General features: G+C 72.4%; 14 protein-coding genes. 5 read left to right on the top strand and 9 right to left on the bottom strand.

All coding sequences use genetic code 11. The features are described 5' to 3' along the window. Nucleotide 1: 1 nt before the first annotated feature. A complete protein-coding gene (locus K4G59_RS16605) occupies nt 2-2,419 on the bottom strand; it encodes a helix-turn-helix domain-containing protein (protein ID WP_231252178.1) in 2,418 nt (805 codons plus the stop codon). Between the two features lie 210 nt (nt 2,420-2,629). Between K4G59_RS16605 and K4G59_RS16600 the strand changes: the two genes are divergently transcribed. Both K4G59_RS16600 and K4G59_RS16595 read left to right on the top strand, forming a co-directional pair. Beyond that, nucleotides 2,630-3,391, top strand: coding sequence for a hypothetical protein (locus K4G59_RS16600; RefSeq protein ID WP_231252177.1), 762 nt, complete (start codon nt 2,630-2,632; stop codon nt 3,389-3,391). Between the two features lie 53 nt (nt 3,392-3,444). Further along, the gene (locus K4G59_RS16595) at nt 3,445-4,212 is read left to right on the top strand and encodes an alpha/beta fold hydrolase (protein WP_231252176.1); all 768 of its coding nucleotides are present in this window, start codon (nt 3,445-3,447) and stop codon (nt 4,210-4,212) included. Nucleotides 4,213-4,224: 12 nt separating this feature from the next. Here K4G59_RS16595 and K4G59_RS16590 read toward each other — a convergent pair whose 3' ends face one another. Beyond that, complete coding sequence (locus K4G59_RS16590) at nt 4,225-4,761, bottom strand: CGNR zinc finger domain-containing protein (protein WP_231252175.1); 537 nt, start codon at nt 4,759-4,761, stop codon at nt 4,225-4,227. Between the two features lie 38 nt (nt 4,762-4,799). Between K4G59_RS16590 and K4G59_RS16585 the strand changes: the two genes are divergently transcribed. Further along, the gene (locus tag K4G59_RS16585) at nt 4,800-5,807 is read left to right on the top strand and encodes an EamA family transporter (protein WP_231252174.1); all 1,008 of its coding nucleotides are present in this window, start codon (nt 4,800-4,802) and stop codon (nt 5,805-5,807) included. Here K4G59_RS16585 and K4G59_RS16580 read toward each other — a convergent pair. From K4G59_RS16580 to mce, 4 genes are all read right to left on the bottom strand, one after another. After that, nucleotides 5,785-6,987, bottom strand: coding sequence for an AI-2E family transporter (locus K4G59_RS16580; RefSeq protein WP_231252173.1), 1,203 nt, complete (start codon nt 6,985-6,987; stop codon nt 5,785-5,787). The genes K4G59_RS16585 and K4G59_RS16580 overlap by 23 nt on opposite strands. 104 nt (nt 6,988-7,091) lie before the next feature. Further along, nucleotides 7,092-8,363 carry a coiled-coil domain-containing protein gene (locus K4G59_RS16575; RefSeq protein ID WP_231252172.1) on the bottom strand — a complete coding sequence of 424 codons (1,272 nt, stop codon included), beginning with the start codon at nt 8,361-8,363 and terminating at the stop codon, nt 7,092-7,094. 149 nt (nt 8,364-8,512) lie between these two features. Beyond that, on the bottom strand, nt 8,513-9,853 hold the full coding sequence (gene ccrA, locus K4G59_RS16570; RefSeq protein WP_231252171.1) for a crotonyl-CoA carboxylase/reductase: 1,341 nt from the start codon (nt 9,851-9,853) through the stop codon (nt 8,513-8,515). A 97-nt stretch (nt 9,854-9,950) separates the two neighbouring features. Next, on the bottom strand, nt 9,951-10,397 hold the full coding sequence (gene mce / locus K4G59_RS16565) for a methylmalonyl-CoA epimerase (RefSeq protein ID WP_231252170.1): 447 nt from the start codon (nt 10,395-10,397) through the stop codon (nt 9,951-9,953). A 154-nt stretch (nt 10,398-10,551) separates the two neighbouring features. On the opposite strand from mce, the gene K4G59_RS16560 reads away from it, so the two are divergent. Together K4G59_RS16560 and meaB are read left to right on the top strand one after the other, a co-directional pair. Then, nucleotides 10,552-11,736, top strand: a complete 1,185-nt coding sequence (locus K4G59_RS16560) for an acetyl-CoA C-acetyltransferase (RefSeq protein WP_231252169.1) — start codon at nt 10,552-10,554, stop codon at nt 11,734-11,736. 22 nt (nt 11,737-11,758) lie between these two features. Further along, nucleotides 11,759-12,727 carry a methylmalonyl Co-A mutase-associated GTPase MeaB gene (gene meaB / locus K4G59_RS16555; protein WP_231252168.1) on the top strand — a complete coding sequence of 323 codons (969 nt, stop codon included), beginning with the start codon at nt 11,759-11,761 and terminating at the stop codon, nt 12,725-12,727. On the opposite strand, the gene K4G59_RS16550 is transcribed toward meaB, so the two are convergent. The 3 genes from K4G59_RS16550 to K4G59_RS16540 form a co-directional block, all read right to left on the bottom strand. Next, nucleotides 12,704-13,198, bottom strand: a complete 495-nt coding sequence (locus K4G59_RS16550) for a hypothetical protein (RefSeq protein WP_231252167.1) — start codon at nt 13,196-13,198, stop codon at nt 12,704-12,706. The genes meaB and K4G59_RS16550 overlap by 24 nt on opposite strands. A 219-nt stretch (nt 13,199-13,417) precedes the next feature. Then, on the bottom strand, nt 13,418-14,152 hold the full coding sequence (locus tag K4G59_RS16545; RefSeq protein ID WP_231252166.1) for an SDR family oxidoreductase: 735 nt from the start codon (nt 14,150-14,152) through the stop codon (nt 13,418-13,420). A gap of 101 nt (nt 14,153-14,253) precedes the next feature. Then, nucleotides 14,254-14,841: a GtrA family protein gene (locus K4G59_RS16540; protein ID WP_231252165.1), complete on the bottom strand. Its 588-nt coding sequence runs from the start codon at nt 14,839-14,841 to the stop codon at nt 14,254-14,256. Between the last annotated feature and the right edge of the window lie 4 nt (nt 14,842-14,845).

Here is a 14,845-nt window from a genome sequence, read left to right as displayed (position 1 = left end):
CTCAGCGGCTGTCGACGACGAGCGCGGCCAGGCGCGCTCGGGTGTTGATGTCGAGCTTGCGGTAGATGTGGGTCAGGTGCGCGTCGACCGTGCGCGGGGAGACGAAGAGCTCCTCGGCGATCTGCCGGCTGGTGAGGCCGTGCGCGACCCGGTCGGCGACCTGGCGCTCGGCGGCGGTCAGGGCGTCGAGGACCGACGGCGCGCTCGGGCCCGGCCGGGTGAAGGCAGCCGTCACCAGTGCGACGGCGTCGTCGGAGAGCTCGGCGCCGTCGATCCACTCCGCAGGAGCCCGGTTCGCCGGGACCACGTCATAGTCGGCGGAGTAGCCCCAGCGCACCGCCATGCGCGGCGTACGCAGGGCGAAGGCGGCCGCCGCCAGGAGCCGGGCCTCCGGGAGGTCGCGCGCCTGCGCCACCCCTGCGAGGCCGTCGAGCGCGTCCGCAGCACGCAGAGGCAGCCGCATGGCGTGACAGCTGTCGAGCGCAGTGAGGTACGTCGTCGTGGCCTGGTCGAGGTCGCCGAGGCCGACAAGCGCCCGCCCGAGCAGCAGCCGCGCCTCGACGCCGTCGCGACCCAGGCGCGCAGAGTCGGCGAGCGCCACGACGTCGGCGGCGAGCCCGGCTGCCTGTCGGGTCTCGCCCGCGACGAGCAGGTCGCGCCCGTCCTGCGCGAGGACGGGGAGGCGTACGGCCCACGGCAGCGTGTCGCGCACGACGTCCCTGGCCTGCCACGTCGGGTCGATGCCGCGCAGCAGCGTCTCTGCCAGCAGCCCGACCCGGTCCTCGGCAAGCTCCCGGGCCTCCAGCACCACCGCGCGGGCGCCGGCCACGGCCTCGGCGATCCGCCCCTGCTCGAGTGCGATGCGGGCCAGGATCGTGCGTGCGGACAGGTCGATCCAGCGCTCGTCGCGGCTGATCCGCGCGGGCATCGCGTCGCTCACGGCCCGGGCCGCCTCGGCGAAGCGGCCCTGGGAGGCGTACACGTCGGCGAGGGTGCGGGTGGCCTGCCGGCGGATCGATCCGTCGGGGTCGAGGCTGATGGCCCGCTTCGCCTCCGCCTCGGCGCGGGCGGTGTCTCCGGCGTCGAGGTGCATCTCGGCGCGGATGGACGCCGTCTTGGCCAGCTGCTCCTCGGGCCGCGGTGCTGCCGAGGCGTGCTCGTCGGCACGGTCGAGCAGCCAGAGGCCCTCGTAGGTGCCGCGCACCTCCGAGGCCGCGATGCCGGCGCGGCGCGCGACCTGGGCGCCGATGTCCGAGGGGCCGTCGCCGCTCGACAGCGCGCCCTCGAGGATCTCGAGCGCCTCCCGGGCGCGCATGGAGGTGTAGAGCGAGGAGAAGATCCGGTTGGCGACCGAGTAGCCCTCGGCGCGGCTGGCGGGGTCGGCGCAGGCGGTGAGGACGGCGTGGCGCATGGCCGGGAGGTCGCGGAGCCACTCGGCGTCCGCTGCCCCGAAGTTGTCGTGGTCGGGGGCATGGCTCTGGGCCCAGGCGAGGAGCCCGGAGCCGACGGCCACGACGTCGTCGGGGTCGGCGAGTGCGCGGGCTCGTCCGCGGATGGGGGAGAGCGTGTCGAAGTGCCCGCGCCGGTCGACCTCGAGCAGGCTGCGACGCACGAGGTCGCCCGCGAGCTCGGCGGCCTCGGCGGGGGACCGCTCGAGCACGTGGGCGAGCACACCCAGACCGACGGGGAAGTCCAGCAGGCCGATGCGGCGCAGCGCAGTGGCGCTCGACGGGTCCAGCAGACCGTGCGCGGAGTCGACGGCCTGGTCGAGGCTGACGGTCGACATCGCGTTGCTGAGCCCGACCAGCGCGGACTGCACGGCCACCTGCTCGATGAGGAGCGGCAGCCCGCCGGTGGCGCTCAACAGGCGGCGTACCTCGTGGGCCTGCGAGGTGAGGTCGACGAGCGGTCCGCCCGCGGCACGGATGCCTCGCAGGAACAGCTCGACGGCCGGACCCTCCAGCGGCGCGCGCTGGTGGGGCACGGGCAACGGCCCCACGCGTACGACGGACTCGTGCGGCTCGCCGGCGGTGGCGCGGGCCGTCACGACGACGCGTACGTCGGTGGTGCCCTCGAGCATCGCCTCGATGGCCGGACCGGCGCCGGTGGCGTCGAGGTCGAGGCCGTCGAGGACGAGCACGCAGTCTCGTCCGTCGAGCGCGCGGCCGAGGGCGCCGGCCGGGGTGTCACCGGGAGCGGTCTCGGCGCCGAGACCGCCGAGGGCGGCGAGGAGCACCTCGTCGAGGTGGCGCAGGGCGCGGGCGTCCACCCACGTGGCACCCAACCCCTCCGCGGTGTGGCGCACGAGCAACGTCTTGCCGCTGCCGGGAGGACCGACCACGGTGACCCAGCGCGACTCCTCGAGCGCCCGGTCCAGCGCACGCCGGAGGTCCTCACGACCGAGACAGGGGGACAGCACGGATCGAATCTATCGTCCCGGACCGGAGAGATAGGTAGGACTACGGATGCCGACCCCCGCAGGTTCGCGGGAGTCTTCTCGAGCGCCACGGGCGTGGGGACCGCACGAGGGGATGGTCCCGACGCCCACGGGCCACGTGCCGGAGCAGGTCGCACATCGTCGGGGGTCGATGGGCGGCCTGCTCTTGCAGGTTCTGCGTACTCTGGCGGCATGGAACTCGTGCTCGTGCTCGTCGTCCTCGGAGGTCTCACGGCGCTCGCCGTGGGAGCCGGCAGGTCGAGCAAGAAGCGTGAGCTGGCCCGCGCCGAGGCCGAGGTCGCACCGGTGAAGAAGCTCGCCGAGGAGGACGTCACCGCCCTCGGCGTGGAGCTCCAGGACCTCGACATCGACCTCGCGGGCGAGCAGCTCGACCCGGGCGCCAACGCGGACTACCAGCGCGCCCTCGATTCCTACGAGTCCGCGAAGACGGCGGCTGCCGCGCTCAGCCGTCCCGAGGACGTGCGCCACGTGACCGAGATCCTCGAGGACGGCCGCTACGCGATGGCGTGCGTGCGGGCCCGCGTCGCCGGCGAACCCCTCCCGCAGCGCCGCCCGCCCTGCTTCTTCGACCCGCGCCACGGGCTGTCGGTGGCCGACGTGCCGTGGACCCCGCCCGGTGGCGCTCCGCGCGACGTGCCCGCCTGCGCCCTCGACGTCGAGCGCGTCCGCGCCGGCGCCGAGCCCGACATCCGCAAGGTCATGGTCGGCTCGCGCCGGGTGCCCTACTGGCAGGGCGGCCGGGCCTACCAGCCCTACGCCCAGGGCTACTTCGGCACCTTCGGCCCGATGGACTGGATGTTCATGGGCATGCTCTTCGGCGGAGGCTTCGACGGTCTCGGCGAGGGCCTGGGCGCGATGGGCGAGGGGCTCGGCGACATGTTCGGCAGCATCGGGGACGGCATCGGCGGAATGTTCGACGGCTTCGACTTCTGAGCCGGCTCGACCCCCTCGACCTCGCCGCACCACCCGCACGTCAGGATGTCGGGGTGAGCCTGCACCGCACCGAGCTCGGCGAGACCGGGTCCCGCGTCGTCTTCTGCCACGGCCTCTTCGGCCAGGGCAGGAACTGGACCCAGGCTGCCAAGGCGCTCAGCGAAGAGCACCGTGTCCTGCTGCTCGACATGCCCAACCACGGACGTTCCCCGTGGACCGAGACCTTCGACTACCTCGAGCTCGCCGACCTGGTGGCCGCCGAGCTCGGTGACGAGCCGGTGGCCCTCGTCGGGCACTCGATGGGCGGCAAGATCGCGATGTGCCTGGCGCTGCGCCACCCCCGGCTGGTCGAGCGGCTCGCGGTCGTCGACGTCGCGCCGGTGGCGTACCCGAGCGGGCGCGAGTTCGTGGGCTACATCGAGACCATGCAGGGCCTCGACCTGGCCGCGCTGGGGTCCCGCTCCGAGGCCGAGGACGCCCTGCGCGAGGCCGTGCCGAACCCGGTGGTGCGCAGCTTCCTGCTCCAGAACCTGCGTCGCAGCGACGACGGGTGGCACTGGCAGCTGAACCTGGACCTGCTCGCCGACTCGATGCCGGAGCTCACGGGCTGGCCCGCCGAGGCGCTCGGCGAGGAGACGTACGACGGCCCGGTGCTGTGGGTCGGCGGGGCGGACTCGGACTACATCGCCGACGAGCACGCCGAGGAGATGGACCGCCGCTTCCCCCGCAACCGCCGGGTGCTGGTCAAGGGTGCGGGGCACTGGGTGCACTCCGAGCAGCCCGAGGTCTTCCTCGAGGTGCTGAGGCGCTTCCTGGCCTGAGCGGTGCCGGCGTCAGGCCTTCTGGCGGGCGCGGTAGGCCGCGACGGCCTCACGGTTGCCGCAGGTGGTCGAGCAGTAGCGGCGCGAGCGGTTGCGGGACAGGTCGAGCACCACGTCGTCGCAGTCGTCGGCGGCGCAGCGGTCGAGTCGGGTCATCTCGTTCGCCCGGATCACGTCGACCATCGCCATCGCGGTCTCCACGATGACGCGCTCGTCGAGCGGCCGGTCCGGCTCCACGGCGTGCAGGTGCCAGTCCCACTGGTCGTGGCGCTGGAGCTGGGGGAGCGCCCGGGCACGGGCGAGCATGTGGTTGACGATCTCCGCGGCCTCGTCGCGCTCGGCCAGCAGCAGCTCGCGCAGGGCGGGTCGGAGCCGGCGCAGGGAGGCGAGCTCCTCGGCACCGGCGTCGTGGCGTCCGGTGTAGGACCAGGCCGTGAGGAAGGCGGAGAGGTCCTCGAGCGAGCCGAGGGGGTCGCCCGGCTCGTCGGTCGAGTTCACCAGCGCGACCGCTGCCTGCAGGGCCGCGTCCGTGTCATCCGTGAAAAGCATGTTGACACATTACAGCAACGCGCCCTAGCGTCATGACTGTGACGGCTTTGACTCATGACACCACATCCTCCCGGACAGCGGCCGGCCTGTTCCTCGCGCTCGCCTCCGCCGTGAGCTTCGGCATGTCGGGCGCACTCGCCCGCGGCCTGCTCGACACCGGGTGGAGCGCCGGGGCCGCGGTCACCGTGCGCACCGTCCTGGCCGCCCTCGTCCTCCTGGTCCCCGGCCTGCTGGCCCTGCGGGGCCGCTGGCACCTGTTGCGCGACAACGCCGGAGTGATCACGGTCTACGGGATCACCGCCGTCGCCGGTGCCCAGCTGTGCTACTTCTACGCCGTCACCTACATGCAGGTCAGTGTCGCGCTCCTGCTGGAGTACACCGCCCCGGTCGCGGTCGTCATGTGGCTCTGGCTCCGCCACGGTCAGCGGCCCTCCAGGCTGACGGTGCTCGGCGCCGCCCTGGCCGCCTGCGGTCTCGTGCTGGTGCTGGACGTCCTCTCCGGGGCCGACCTCAGCGCGGTCGGGGTGCTGTGGGCGCTCGGGGCGATGGTGGGTGCGGCGTCGTACTTCGTCATCTCCGCCGACGAGTCCAACGGGCTGCCCGGCATCAGCCTCGCCGCCGGTGGCCTGTTCGTCGCGAGCGTCGTCCTGTCGACGGCCGGTGCCAGCGGCGTGCTGCCCTTCCGGGCCTCGACCGCAGACGCTGCCTACGACGGCTTCACCGTGCCGTGGTGGGCGACCGTGGTCGCCCTCGGCCTGGTGACCGCGGCCCTGGCCTACGTCACCGGCATCGAGGCAGGGCGTCGCCTCGGGAGCCGCCTGGCGTCCTTCGTCGCGCTCGGCGAGGTCCTCGCCGCCGTCCTCTGGGCCTGGCTGCTGCTCGGCGAGCTGCCGCGCACCGTCCAGCTCGCCGGCGGCCTGCTCGTGCTCGCCGGCGTCGTCGTGGTCAAGCTGGGGGAGGGGCGTACGTCTCTGGTGGTGGAGCCGCTCCCCGAGCCCGACTCGGATCCCGACCCCGTGTCGGTCAGAGGGCGTCCTGCCGCCTGAGGAACACCTCTCGGTGCAGCAGGAGCAGGGCCGCGGCCACCGGCACCGCGAGCAGGGCGCCGACGATCCCCAGGAGCGAGCCGCCCACGAGCGCGGCCACGACGGTCACCGAGCCGGGGATGTCGACCGACTTCTTCATGATCCGCGGGTAGATCAGGTAGGACTCCACCTGCTGGTAGGCGACGTAGTAAACCAGCGCCACCAGCGCCACCGTGGGTGAGACCGTCAGCGCGAGCAGCGTCATGAGCGCGCCCGACACGAAGGCACCGACGACCGGGATCAGCGAGAACAGCCCGACCACGAAGGCGAGGGCGAAGGCGTACTCGCCGAGTCCCACGATGAACGAGAACGCCAGCGTGCTGAGCCCCGCGCACAGGGCGACGAGGAAGGCGCCGGCGACGTAGGCGCCGGTCGAGCGGATGATCTTGTCGCCGAGCTCGCTGACGCGCGGCCGCTTGGAGGCCGGCGCCAAGGAGTAGGCGGCGTGCTTGATGCTGGGCAGCGAGGCCAGGAAGTAGATCATCAGCACCAGGACGATGAAGCTGTTGGCGACCGCCGACAGCACCCGCAGCCCGACGCCGAGCGCGCCGCCGAAGACCTTCTGGCCGAAGTCGCCGTTCTGGATGTAGTCGCGCGCCTTGGCGATGACGTCGTACCGGTCGTCGAGCTTCTGGACCTGCGAGTTGGCCTGGAGGTCGTCGAGCCACCCCGGGGCGTTGCGGGTGATCGCCGTGATCTGCTCGCTGATCACCGGGGCGATGGCGACCACGAAGAGCGCGAGCACCCCGATCACCACGACCAGCACCAGCAGCACGGAGAGCCCGCGCCGGATGCCGCGGCGCATGAAGAGCTCCACGACAGGGTTGAGCCCGATGGCGAGGAACATCGACATCACGAGCAGGATCAGGATCGAGGAGATGCTCAGCAGCTGCTGGGACAAGAAGACGGCGACCAGCGCGCCGAAGGCTCCGAAGAACCCGATCTTGAACGGCGAGTGACGCAGCAGCAGAGGTGCCGCCGGAACCTCCGCCGGGACGTAGGGCGCCGGCGCCGCCTCGTCGACCACGAGGTCGATGGCATCGTCGATCTGCTCGGCGATCTCCGCGGCCGACTTCGCCGAGTCCTCGGCGGCCTCGGCGGCCGCCTCGGCGCGGTCGGCGTCCTCGCTGACCTTCTCCACGACCTCCTGGACCCCGGCGCCGGGGGGCAGGTCGGTCGCGGCGGAGCCTGGCTGGGTCTCGGCGTCGCGCGGGGCGACGGCCTCCCGGAGCCGGTGGCGCCAGCTCAGGACTCGTCCTCGCCGAAGCCGGCGACGACGTCGCGCAGGGCGCCGAGCTGGGCGGTGATGGCGTCGCGTCGCTTGGCGACCCGATCGACCTCGGCCTGGATGTTGGCGAGCTCGCGCTCGGCCTCCGCCACCCGGGTGGCCCCGATCGAGTCGGCCTGGGTGCGGGCCGAGGCGACGACCTGCTCGGCCTCGCGACGCGCGCGGGTGAGGAGCCCCTCGGCCTCGGCCTGCGCCTGCTGGCGGTGGGCGTTGGCCTGGGCCGTGGCCTCGCGGGCGCGCTGCTCGGCGGCGGTGGCCCGTGCCTCGGCCTCGGCGACGAGGCGCTGGGTCTCGGCCGTGGCGTTGCTGTGGTGCTCGGCGGCCTCGCGGGTCAGGCGCTCCTTCTCGACCGCGAGCGTGCGTCGGGCCTCCTGGACCTCGCGGTCCGCGGCGGCGCGGGCCTGCTCGGCCTCGCGGGTCGCGGTCACCCGCATCTCGTTGGTCTCCTGCTGCGCGGCCAGGCGCAGCTGATCGGACTCGCGGCGCGCGGCGGCCAGGACGTCCTCGGCCTCGGCCCTGGCCAGGCTGCGCTCGGTCTCGGCGTCCGCGGTGAGGCGCGCGCGCATCTCGTCGAGCTCCTTGAGCTGCACCATGCGCATGTCGTCGGCCTCGCGGGCGGCGTCGGCGCGGATGCTCGTGGCATCGCGCTCGGCGGCCTTGCGGATGTCGTCGGCGTCGCGGTGCCCGGCACGGCGTACGTCGGCCGCTTCGTCCTCGGCCATCTTGAGCATCGAGGAGGCGCGCCCGCCCAGCCCGGCGTACGTCGGGTTGGCGTTCTCCTGCAGCTCCTCGCGGGCGGCCGCGAGCTCGGCCTCGAGCTCGATGACGCGCTGCTCGCTGCTGGCGAGGCTGGTGGCCAGGCCGGACTTCTCGGTCTGGAGCTGGCCGACGCGCTGGTCGACCGCTGCCTTGTCGTAGCCACCGCGGCGTACGACGGGCAGCGGGGTCGCCCCGGCCGGCGTCGGTGCGGCGGAGGACGCGGGCGACGGGGCCTGGGCGGCAGCCTGAGCCGGCCGGGCTGCGGGCGGGACCACCGGCGAGCGGCGCGTCGCCTCGGCGTCCGAGGCAGGAGTTGACGGAGTGGCGGGGGTCGCGGCACGGGTGTCGGCACGGGGCTTCGCGACCTGCGGTTCGTCCTTCGCCGTGACCGGGAGCACCTGGGTCTCCTCGGCCGCGTCGTCGGCGGACTCCGGCTCGTCGAAGATGGACAGGCTCTTGTCGGAGCTCATGGTCGAGGCACCCTCTCTCGGTCGAACTGACTGCGTGGGTGCCAGTCTTGCCGATGGCCCGACAACATCACACCCCGGCTCGCGGACGACTCCGAGGGAGTCGGGCGAACCGGGGTGTGAGCAGTGTCTCGTCGGGGCGTGCGGACCCCTCAGACGCCGCGGAAGCGGTTGATCGCGCTCTCGTGCTGCGCGCGCATCTCGTGGTCGAGGACGCCGAGTCCCTCCTCGGGCGAGAGGCACAGGACGCCGACCTTGCCCTGGTGGGAGTTGTGGTGCACGTCGAGCGAGGCCTGGCCGACCTCCTCGAGCGTGTAGGTCTTCGACAGGGTGGGGTGGATCTTGCCCTTGGCGATGAGGCGGTTGGCCTCCCACGACTCGCGGTAGTTGGCGAAGTGGCTGGAGATGATGCGCTTGAGGTTCATCCACAGGTAGCGGTTGTCGTACTCGTGCATGTAGCCCGAGGTCGACGCGCACGTGGTGATGGTGCCGCCCTTGCGGGTGACGAAGACCGACGCACCGAAGGTCTCACGGCCGGGGTGCTCGAAGACGATGTCGATGTCCTCGCCGCCGGTGAGCTCGCGGATCCTCGCGCCGAAGCGCTTCCACTCCTTCGGGTCCTGCTGGGTGTTCTCGTCGTTCCAGAACTTGTAGCCCTCCTCGGAGCGGTTGATGATCAGCTCCGCGCCCATGCTGCGGGCGATGGCGGCCTTCTCCTCGTTGGAGACCACGCAGACGGGGGTCGCGCCGCCGTTGAGGGCGTACTGCGTCGCGAAGCCGCCCAGGCCGCCCGAGGCGCCCCAGATGAGGACGTTGTCGCCCTGCTTCATGTCGCCGCCGTTCTTGGAGACCAGCTGTCGGTACGCCGTGCAGTTCACGAGGCCGGGGGAGGCGGCCTCCTCCCAGGTGAGGTGCTCGGGCTTGGGCATGAGCTGGTTGGCCTTGACCATCGCCACGTCGGCGAGGCCGCCGAAGTTGGTCTCGAAGCCCCAGATCCGCTGCTCGGTGTCGAGCATCGTGTCGTCGTGGCCGTCGGGGCCCTCGAGCTCGACCGAGAGGCAGTGCGCGACGACGCGGTCGCCCGGCTTCCACTTGGTGACGCCGGCGCCGACCTTGAGCACGACGCCGGAGAGGTCGGAGCCGACCACGTGGTAGGGCAGGTCGTGGCGCTTGGTCAGCTCGGAGTTGCGGCCGTAGCGCTCGAGGAAGCCGAAGGTCGAGACGGGCTCGAAGATCGAGGTCCACACGGTGTTGTAGTTGATGGCGCTGGCCATCACGGCCACGAACGCCTCGCCCGGACCGAGCTCGGGCAGCGGCACCTCGTCGACGTGGAGGGACTTGCGGGGGTCCTTGTCCCGGGAGGCCACCCCCTCGAACATGTCGACCTCGTCCTTCTTGACGAAGGCGGCGCGGTAGGACTCGGGCAGCTCCAAGGAGGCGAAGTCCTCCGAGGTGGCGTTGCCGGACTGGATGGCTTCGAGGATGTTGTGCACGAGGGGCTCCTGGTGAGGCATCAATGGCGCGATCGGGGTCAACGTACCGGCGAGTAACCTTGCGTGGTGCGAGGTGTGAGATTCCTCGCGCCGGGTGCTAGCGGACGGGCTCGACGAGCTCGACGAGCACCCCGCCGGCGTCCTTGGGGTGGATGAAGTTCACGCGGCTGCCCGACGTGCCGCGCCGAGGCGCGTCGTACAGCAGGCGCAGTCCGCGCCCGCGGAGCACGTCGGCGACGTGCTCGACGTCCTCGACCCGGAACGCGAGCTGCTGGATGCCCTGTCCGTTGCGGTCGAGGAACTTGGCGATCGTCGACTCGGGCGTCAGCGGTGCCAGCAGCTGGATGCAGGAGCCGGAGTCGCCGACGCCGACCATCGCCTCACGCACGCCCTGCTCCTCGTTGGTCTCCTCGTGGAGCACGCGCATCCCGTAGGAGTCGCGGTAGAAGGCCATCGCCGCGTCGAGGTCGGGCACCGCGATGCCGACGTGGTCGATCGCGGTGAAGAGGTGCTGGAGGTCGTCTGGGAGGTCGGGCGCGCTCATGGGGGTCATCGTGCACTCCGCAGGCGTGGGGCGCGAGGAGGTGTGACGTGTGCCTCACTCCGGGCGGCTGCCACACCCTGCCGCGCCGACCGGCGTCATGGGTATCGTCGTCGGAGGTAGCACCCACCACCCCGCATGCCTGGAGGAGAAGCTCATGACCGGTTCCGTGATCGTTGCCGGGGCTCGCACCCCGATCGGCCGCCTGCTCGGCGGACTCAAGGACCAGTCGGCGGCCGACCTCGGCGGCGTGGCCATCAAGGGCGCGCTGGAGAGGGCCGGCGTCACCGGCGAGCAGGTGGACTACGTGATCATGGGCCAGGTCATCCAGGCCGGCGCCGGCCAGATCACCGCCCGCCAGGCGGCCGTCAAGGGCGGCATCCCGATGAGCGTCCCCTCCATCACCATCAACAAGGTCTGCCTCTCCGGCATCAACGCCATCGCGATGGCCGACCAGTTGATCCGCGCCGGCGAGCACGAGATCGTCGTCGCCGGAGGCATGGAGTCGATGACGCAGGCGCCCCACCTGCTGCCGAAGAGCCGCGAGGGCTTCAAGTACGGCGACACCGCTCTCGTCGACTCGATGGCCTACGACGCGCTCCACGACCAGTTCACCGACCAGGCGATGATCAGCCTGACCGACGGCTGCAACGCCGCCGGCGCCAACCTCACCCGCGAGGAGCAGGACGCCTTCGCTGCCCAGTCCCACCAGCGCGCGGCGCTGGCGTGGAAGAACGGCGTCTTCGACGACGAGGTCGTCCCGGTCACGATCTCCACCCGCCGTGGCGAGGTCACGGTCGCGGAGGACGAGGGCGTACGCAGTGACACCACCGTCGAGTCGCTCTCCGGCCTGCGGCCCGTCGCCAAGGGCGGCAGCATCACCGCGGGGTCCGCCTCGCAGATCTCCGACGGCGCCTGCGCGGTCGTGGTGATGAGCAAGGCCAAGGCCGAGGAGCTCGGCCTCACGTGGCTCGCCGAGATCGGCGCCTCGGGCCAGGTCGCCGGCCCGGACTCCTCGCTGCAGCTCCAGCCGGCCCACGCCATCGCCAAGGCGGCCGAGAAGGAGGGCATCGCGGTCTCCGACATCGACCTCTTCGAGCTCAACGAGGCCTTCGCGGCCGTCGGCATCGAGTCCGCGCGCCAGCTCGGAGTGGAGCAGGACAAGGTCAACGTCAACGGCGGCGCCATCGCCCTCGGCCACCCGGTCGGGATGTCCGGTGCCCGGATCGTGCTCCACCTCGCGCTGGAGCTCCAGCGCCGTGGCGGTGGCACCGGTGCGGCGGCGCTCTGCGGCGGTGGCGGGCAGGGCGACGCGCTCATCATCCGCGTGCCTGCTCGGTGACCCCGGCCGCGAGGCGGCGGTCGTGACGCGGCGGGGCCCACAAGCGGTCCCCGACCTCGTCGCACGGGCACGTGCGGGCGAGGCGGCGGCGGTCGCGCGCCTGATCACCCTCGTGGAGGACGCCTCCCCGCTGCTGCGCGAGGTGATGGCCGCCCTCAACCCGCACACCGGTCACGCGCACGTGCTGGGCGTCACCGGGCCGCCGGGTGTCGGCAAGTCGACGTCGACCAACGCGCTGGTGGCGGGCATGCGCCGCGCGGGCAAGCGTGTGGGCGTGCTGGCCATCGACCCGTCGTCGCCCTTCTCCGGCGGAGCGCTGCTCGGCGACCGGGTGCGGATGGGCGACCACGCGCTCGACAAGGACGTCTACATCCGCTCGATGGGGGCCCGTGGCCACCTCGGCGGCCTCGCCTGGTCGACCCCGCAGGCGGTGCGGGTCCTCGACGCGGCCGGCTGCGACGTGGTCGTCGTCGAGACCGTCGGCGTGGGCCAGAGCGAGGTCGAGGTGGCCGGGCTGGCCGACACCACGCTCGTGCTCCTGGCGCCGGGGATGGGTGACGGGATCCAGGCCGCGAAGGCAGGCATCCTCGAGGTCGGTGACCTCTACGTCGTCAACAAGGCCGACCGTGAGGGCGCCGAGCGCACCCGGCGAGAGCTGCGCACGATGCTGTCCCTCGGCGAGCGGAACGAGGGCGCCTGGCGTCCGCCGGTGCTGATGACCGTGGCCAGCACGGGGGAGGGGATCGACGGCCTGCTCGGGGAGGTCGACCGCCACGCGGCCTGGCTGGAGCAGGCCGGCGAGCTCGCGAGGCGGCGTACGCTCCGGGCGCGGCGCGAGGTCGAGGCGATCGCCCTGGCCGCGTTGCGCGAGCGCTGGAGCGGGACCGACGGCGGCGACGACCTCGTCGAGGTGCTCGCCGCCCGGGTCGCGGCGGGGGAGACCGATCCCTACGCCGCGGCGGACCGGCTACTCGATCGCGGCGGCGACTGACAGCGCCTGGCGCAGGTCCTCGGCGGCCCGCCGGGTCCAGGCCTCCAGGAGCGGCGGGCTGACGCCCTCCGCGGTGACCGAGAGCAGGTGGTCGGCGTCCGCCCCGGGGACGGACGCGATCACGGTGTGGCGCCGTCCGGCGGTGAGCTCCACCGTCTCGATCTCCCCGGCCGGACCGTCCGGGCGGGTGCGAGTGGCGAAGGCGGTGCCGGCCTGGCGGGAGACGCGCGGGACCTCGGGCTTCGGCAGGCCGTAGGCCGCCACCGGGGCACCGCCAACCGTGCAGAGCACGGCCGACGACGGGTCGTCCATCGCGCGGAGCACCTCGACGAGGGACAGCCAGAGCGCCTCGACCTGGGCGTCGGTGCGGGCGTCGCGGGAGCCGACCTGCTGGCGACGGTGCTGCGACGCGCGCCCCGCCCACGACGTACGGCGCCGGGTGGCGGGTGAGGAGATGAGTTCAGCAGTCACGTGAGCACGTCCTTCCGAACGACGGGAAAGCGACGGAGCCCGAGGCGGCCGCGAAGCACTTGTGGATCTCTTGTTGCCAACGAGTGCATGGACCGTAACCGCCCGGACGCCGATCGCGGAGCATTTCGCTCGAATCGAGGAGGACGCGTCGCCGCGCAGCTCCTGCGCGGCCGACCCGGACGGGAGCCCGAGCGCGAGCTCACCCCGGTCGGGTGAGCCTCAGGTGATCGTGAGCGTGTGGCCGGTGATCCGCGACGCCGAGCTGCTGGCGAGGAAGAGCACGGCGTCGGCGACGGCACCGTCGGTGGCTGACCGTGGGTCGCGCACGAGCGTGCCGCCGGCGACCCGGCTGCCGGCGGACGCGACCGGGCGGGGGGCGAACTGGCGGGGAAGGACGGGGCGGGGTGAGCGGGCGACGGAGTTGACCCGCACGCCGAGCCCGGCCCAGTTGCCCGCGGCGCGCGTCGTCGAGGCGACCAGCTCGGCGTGGGCCCTCTCGGGCGTGTGCGACAGCTCCAGCCAGGTGCGTACGGCGCCGGTGTTGACCACGCACCCACCGCCGAGCGCCGGGCTCTGGCCGAGCTTGAGCCGCAGCCGAGTGGTGAGGAAGGTCGGACCCAGCAAGCCCGAGCGGGACGCCTCGACGATGAAGTCGTGCTCACCGGCCGGCAGGCCGTAGGGGAGGTGGCAGGTGGCGGCGAGCACGAGCACGTCGATGTGGTCGATGGTCGCCGCGAGGTGGTCGATGGAGTCCTGGCGGGCCAGGTTGACCGACTCGTAGTCGAAGGCCGAGAGGTCGGAGTCGTAGAGCGAGCGCAGCATCATCGTGCCGGTCACCGTCACCGAGGCGCCGCACGAGACGAAGGACGACGCGATCGCGTGGCCCTCGCCTCGCGTGCCACCGACGACCAGGACCTGGTAGCCGGCGAAGTCGTACGACCCCGATGTCGTCATTGAGTGGCGTCCCTCCCGTCGAACTCCGGGGAGTTTCTACCACGCAGCGCAGGCGCGGTGACAGGCGAGACGGTGCACGTCTCGGCCACAGTCGGGACCGTTCAGGTCCCATCCTTCCCAGCCATCACTTCACCCTCACGGATGGGGTCGGCGAGGTCCAGCCGGCCGGTCCGGACCGCCGCGAACGTCCAGAGCTTGTTGAACACGAACGACAGCGGCGTGACGAGGCCGATGACGATCAGCTGCGACCAGTAGAGCCGGTTGCGCAGCCCCGAGGAGTCGTCGAAGACCTCGGTCGGCAGGCTCACGGCGGAGTGGGGGTGCATCAGGAGGGTGAGGAGCGCCAGGCCCACCAGCTGGCCGCCGAAGCCGACCACCAGGAACGGCCAGTACTCCGACCACCACCGCTGCGCCTTGCTGCTGCGGAAGGTCCAGGTGCGGTTGAGCTGGAAGTTCGAGAGGTTCGCCACCAGGAAGGCCAGGGTGGAGTAGACGTGGTACCAGCGGATGTTGAAGCCGGTGGACCCGAGGGCCACGACCGCGTCGTCGAAGTGGGGGCCCAGGCGGCGCAGCACCACGATGGTCAGCAGGTTGACCAGCACCCCGGACGCACCGACCAGTCCGAAGCGCCCCAGCAGCCCGAAGTTGCGACGATGGCGTGTCATCAGCGCGGCTCGCCGGGATCCCATGCGG

This window comes from Nocardioides furvisabuli, assembly GCF_021083185.1.
Lineage (GTDB): Bacteria > Actinomycetota > Actinomycetes > Propionibacteriales > Nocardioidaceae > Nocardioides > Nocardioides furvisabuli.
Note: the sequence above shows the minus strand (reverse complement) of the source record. Positions and strands in the feature narration are given on the sequence as shown.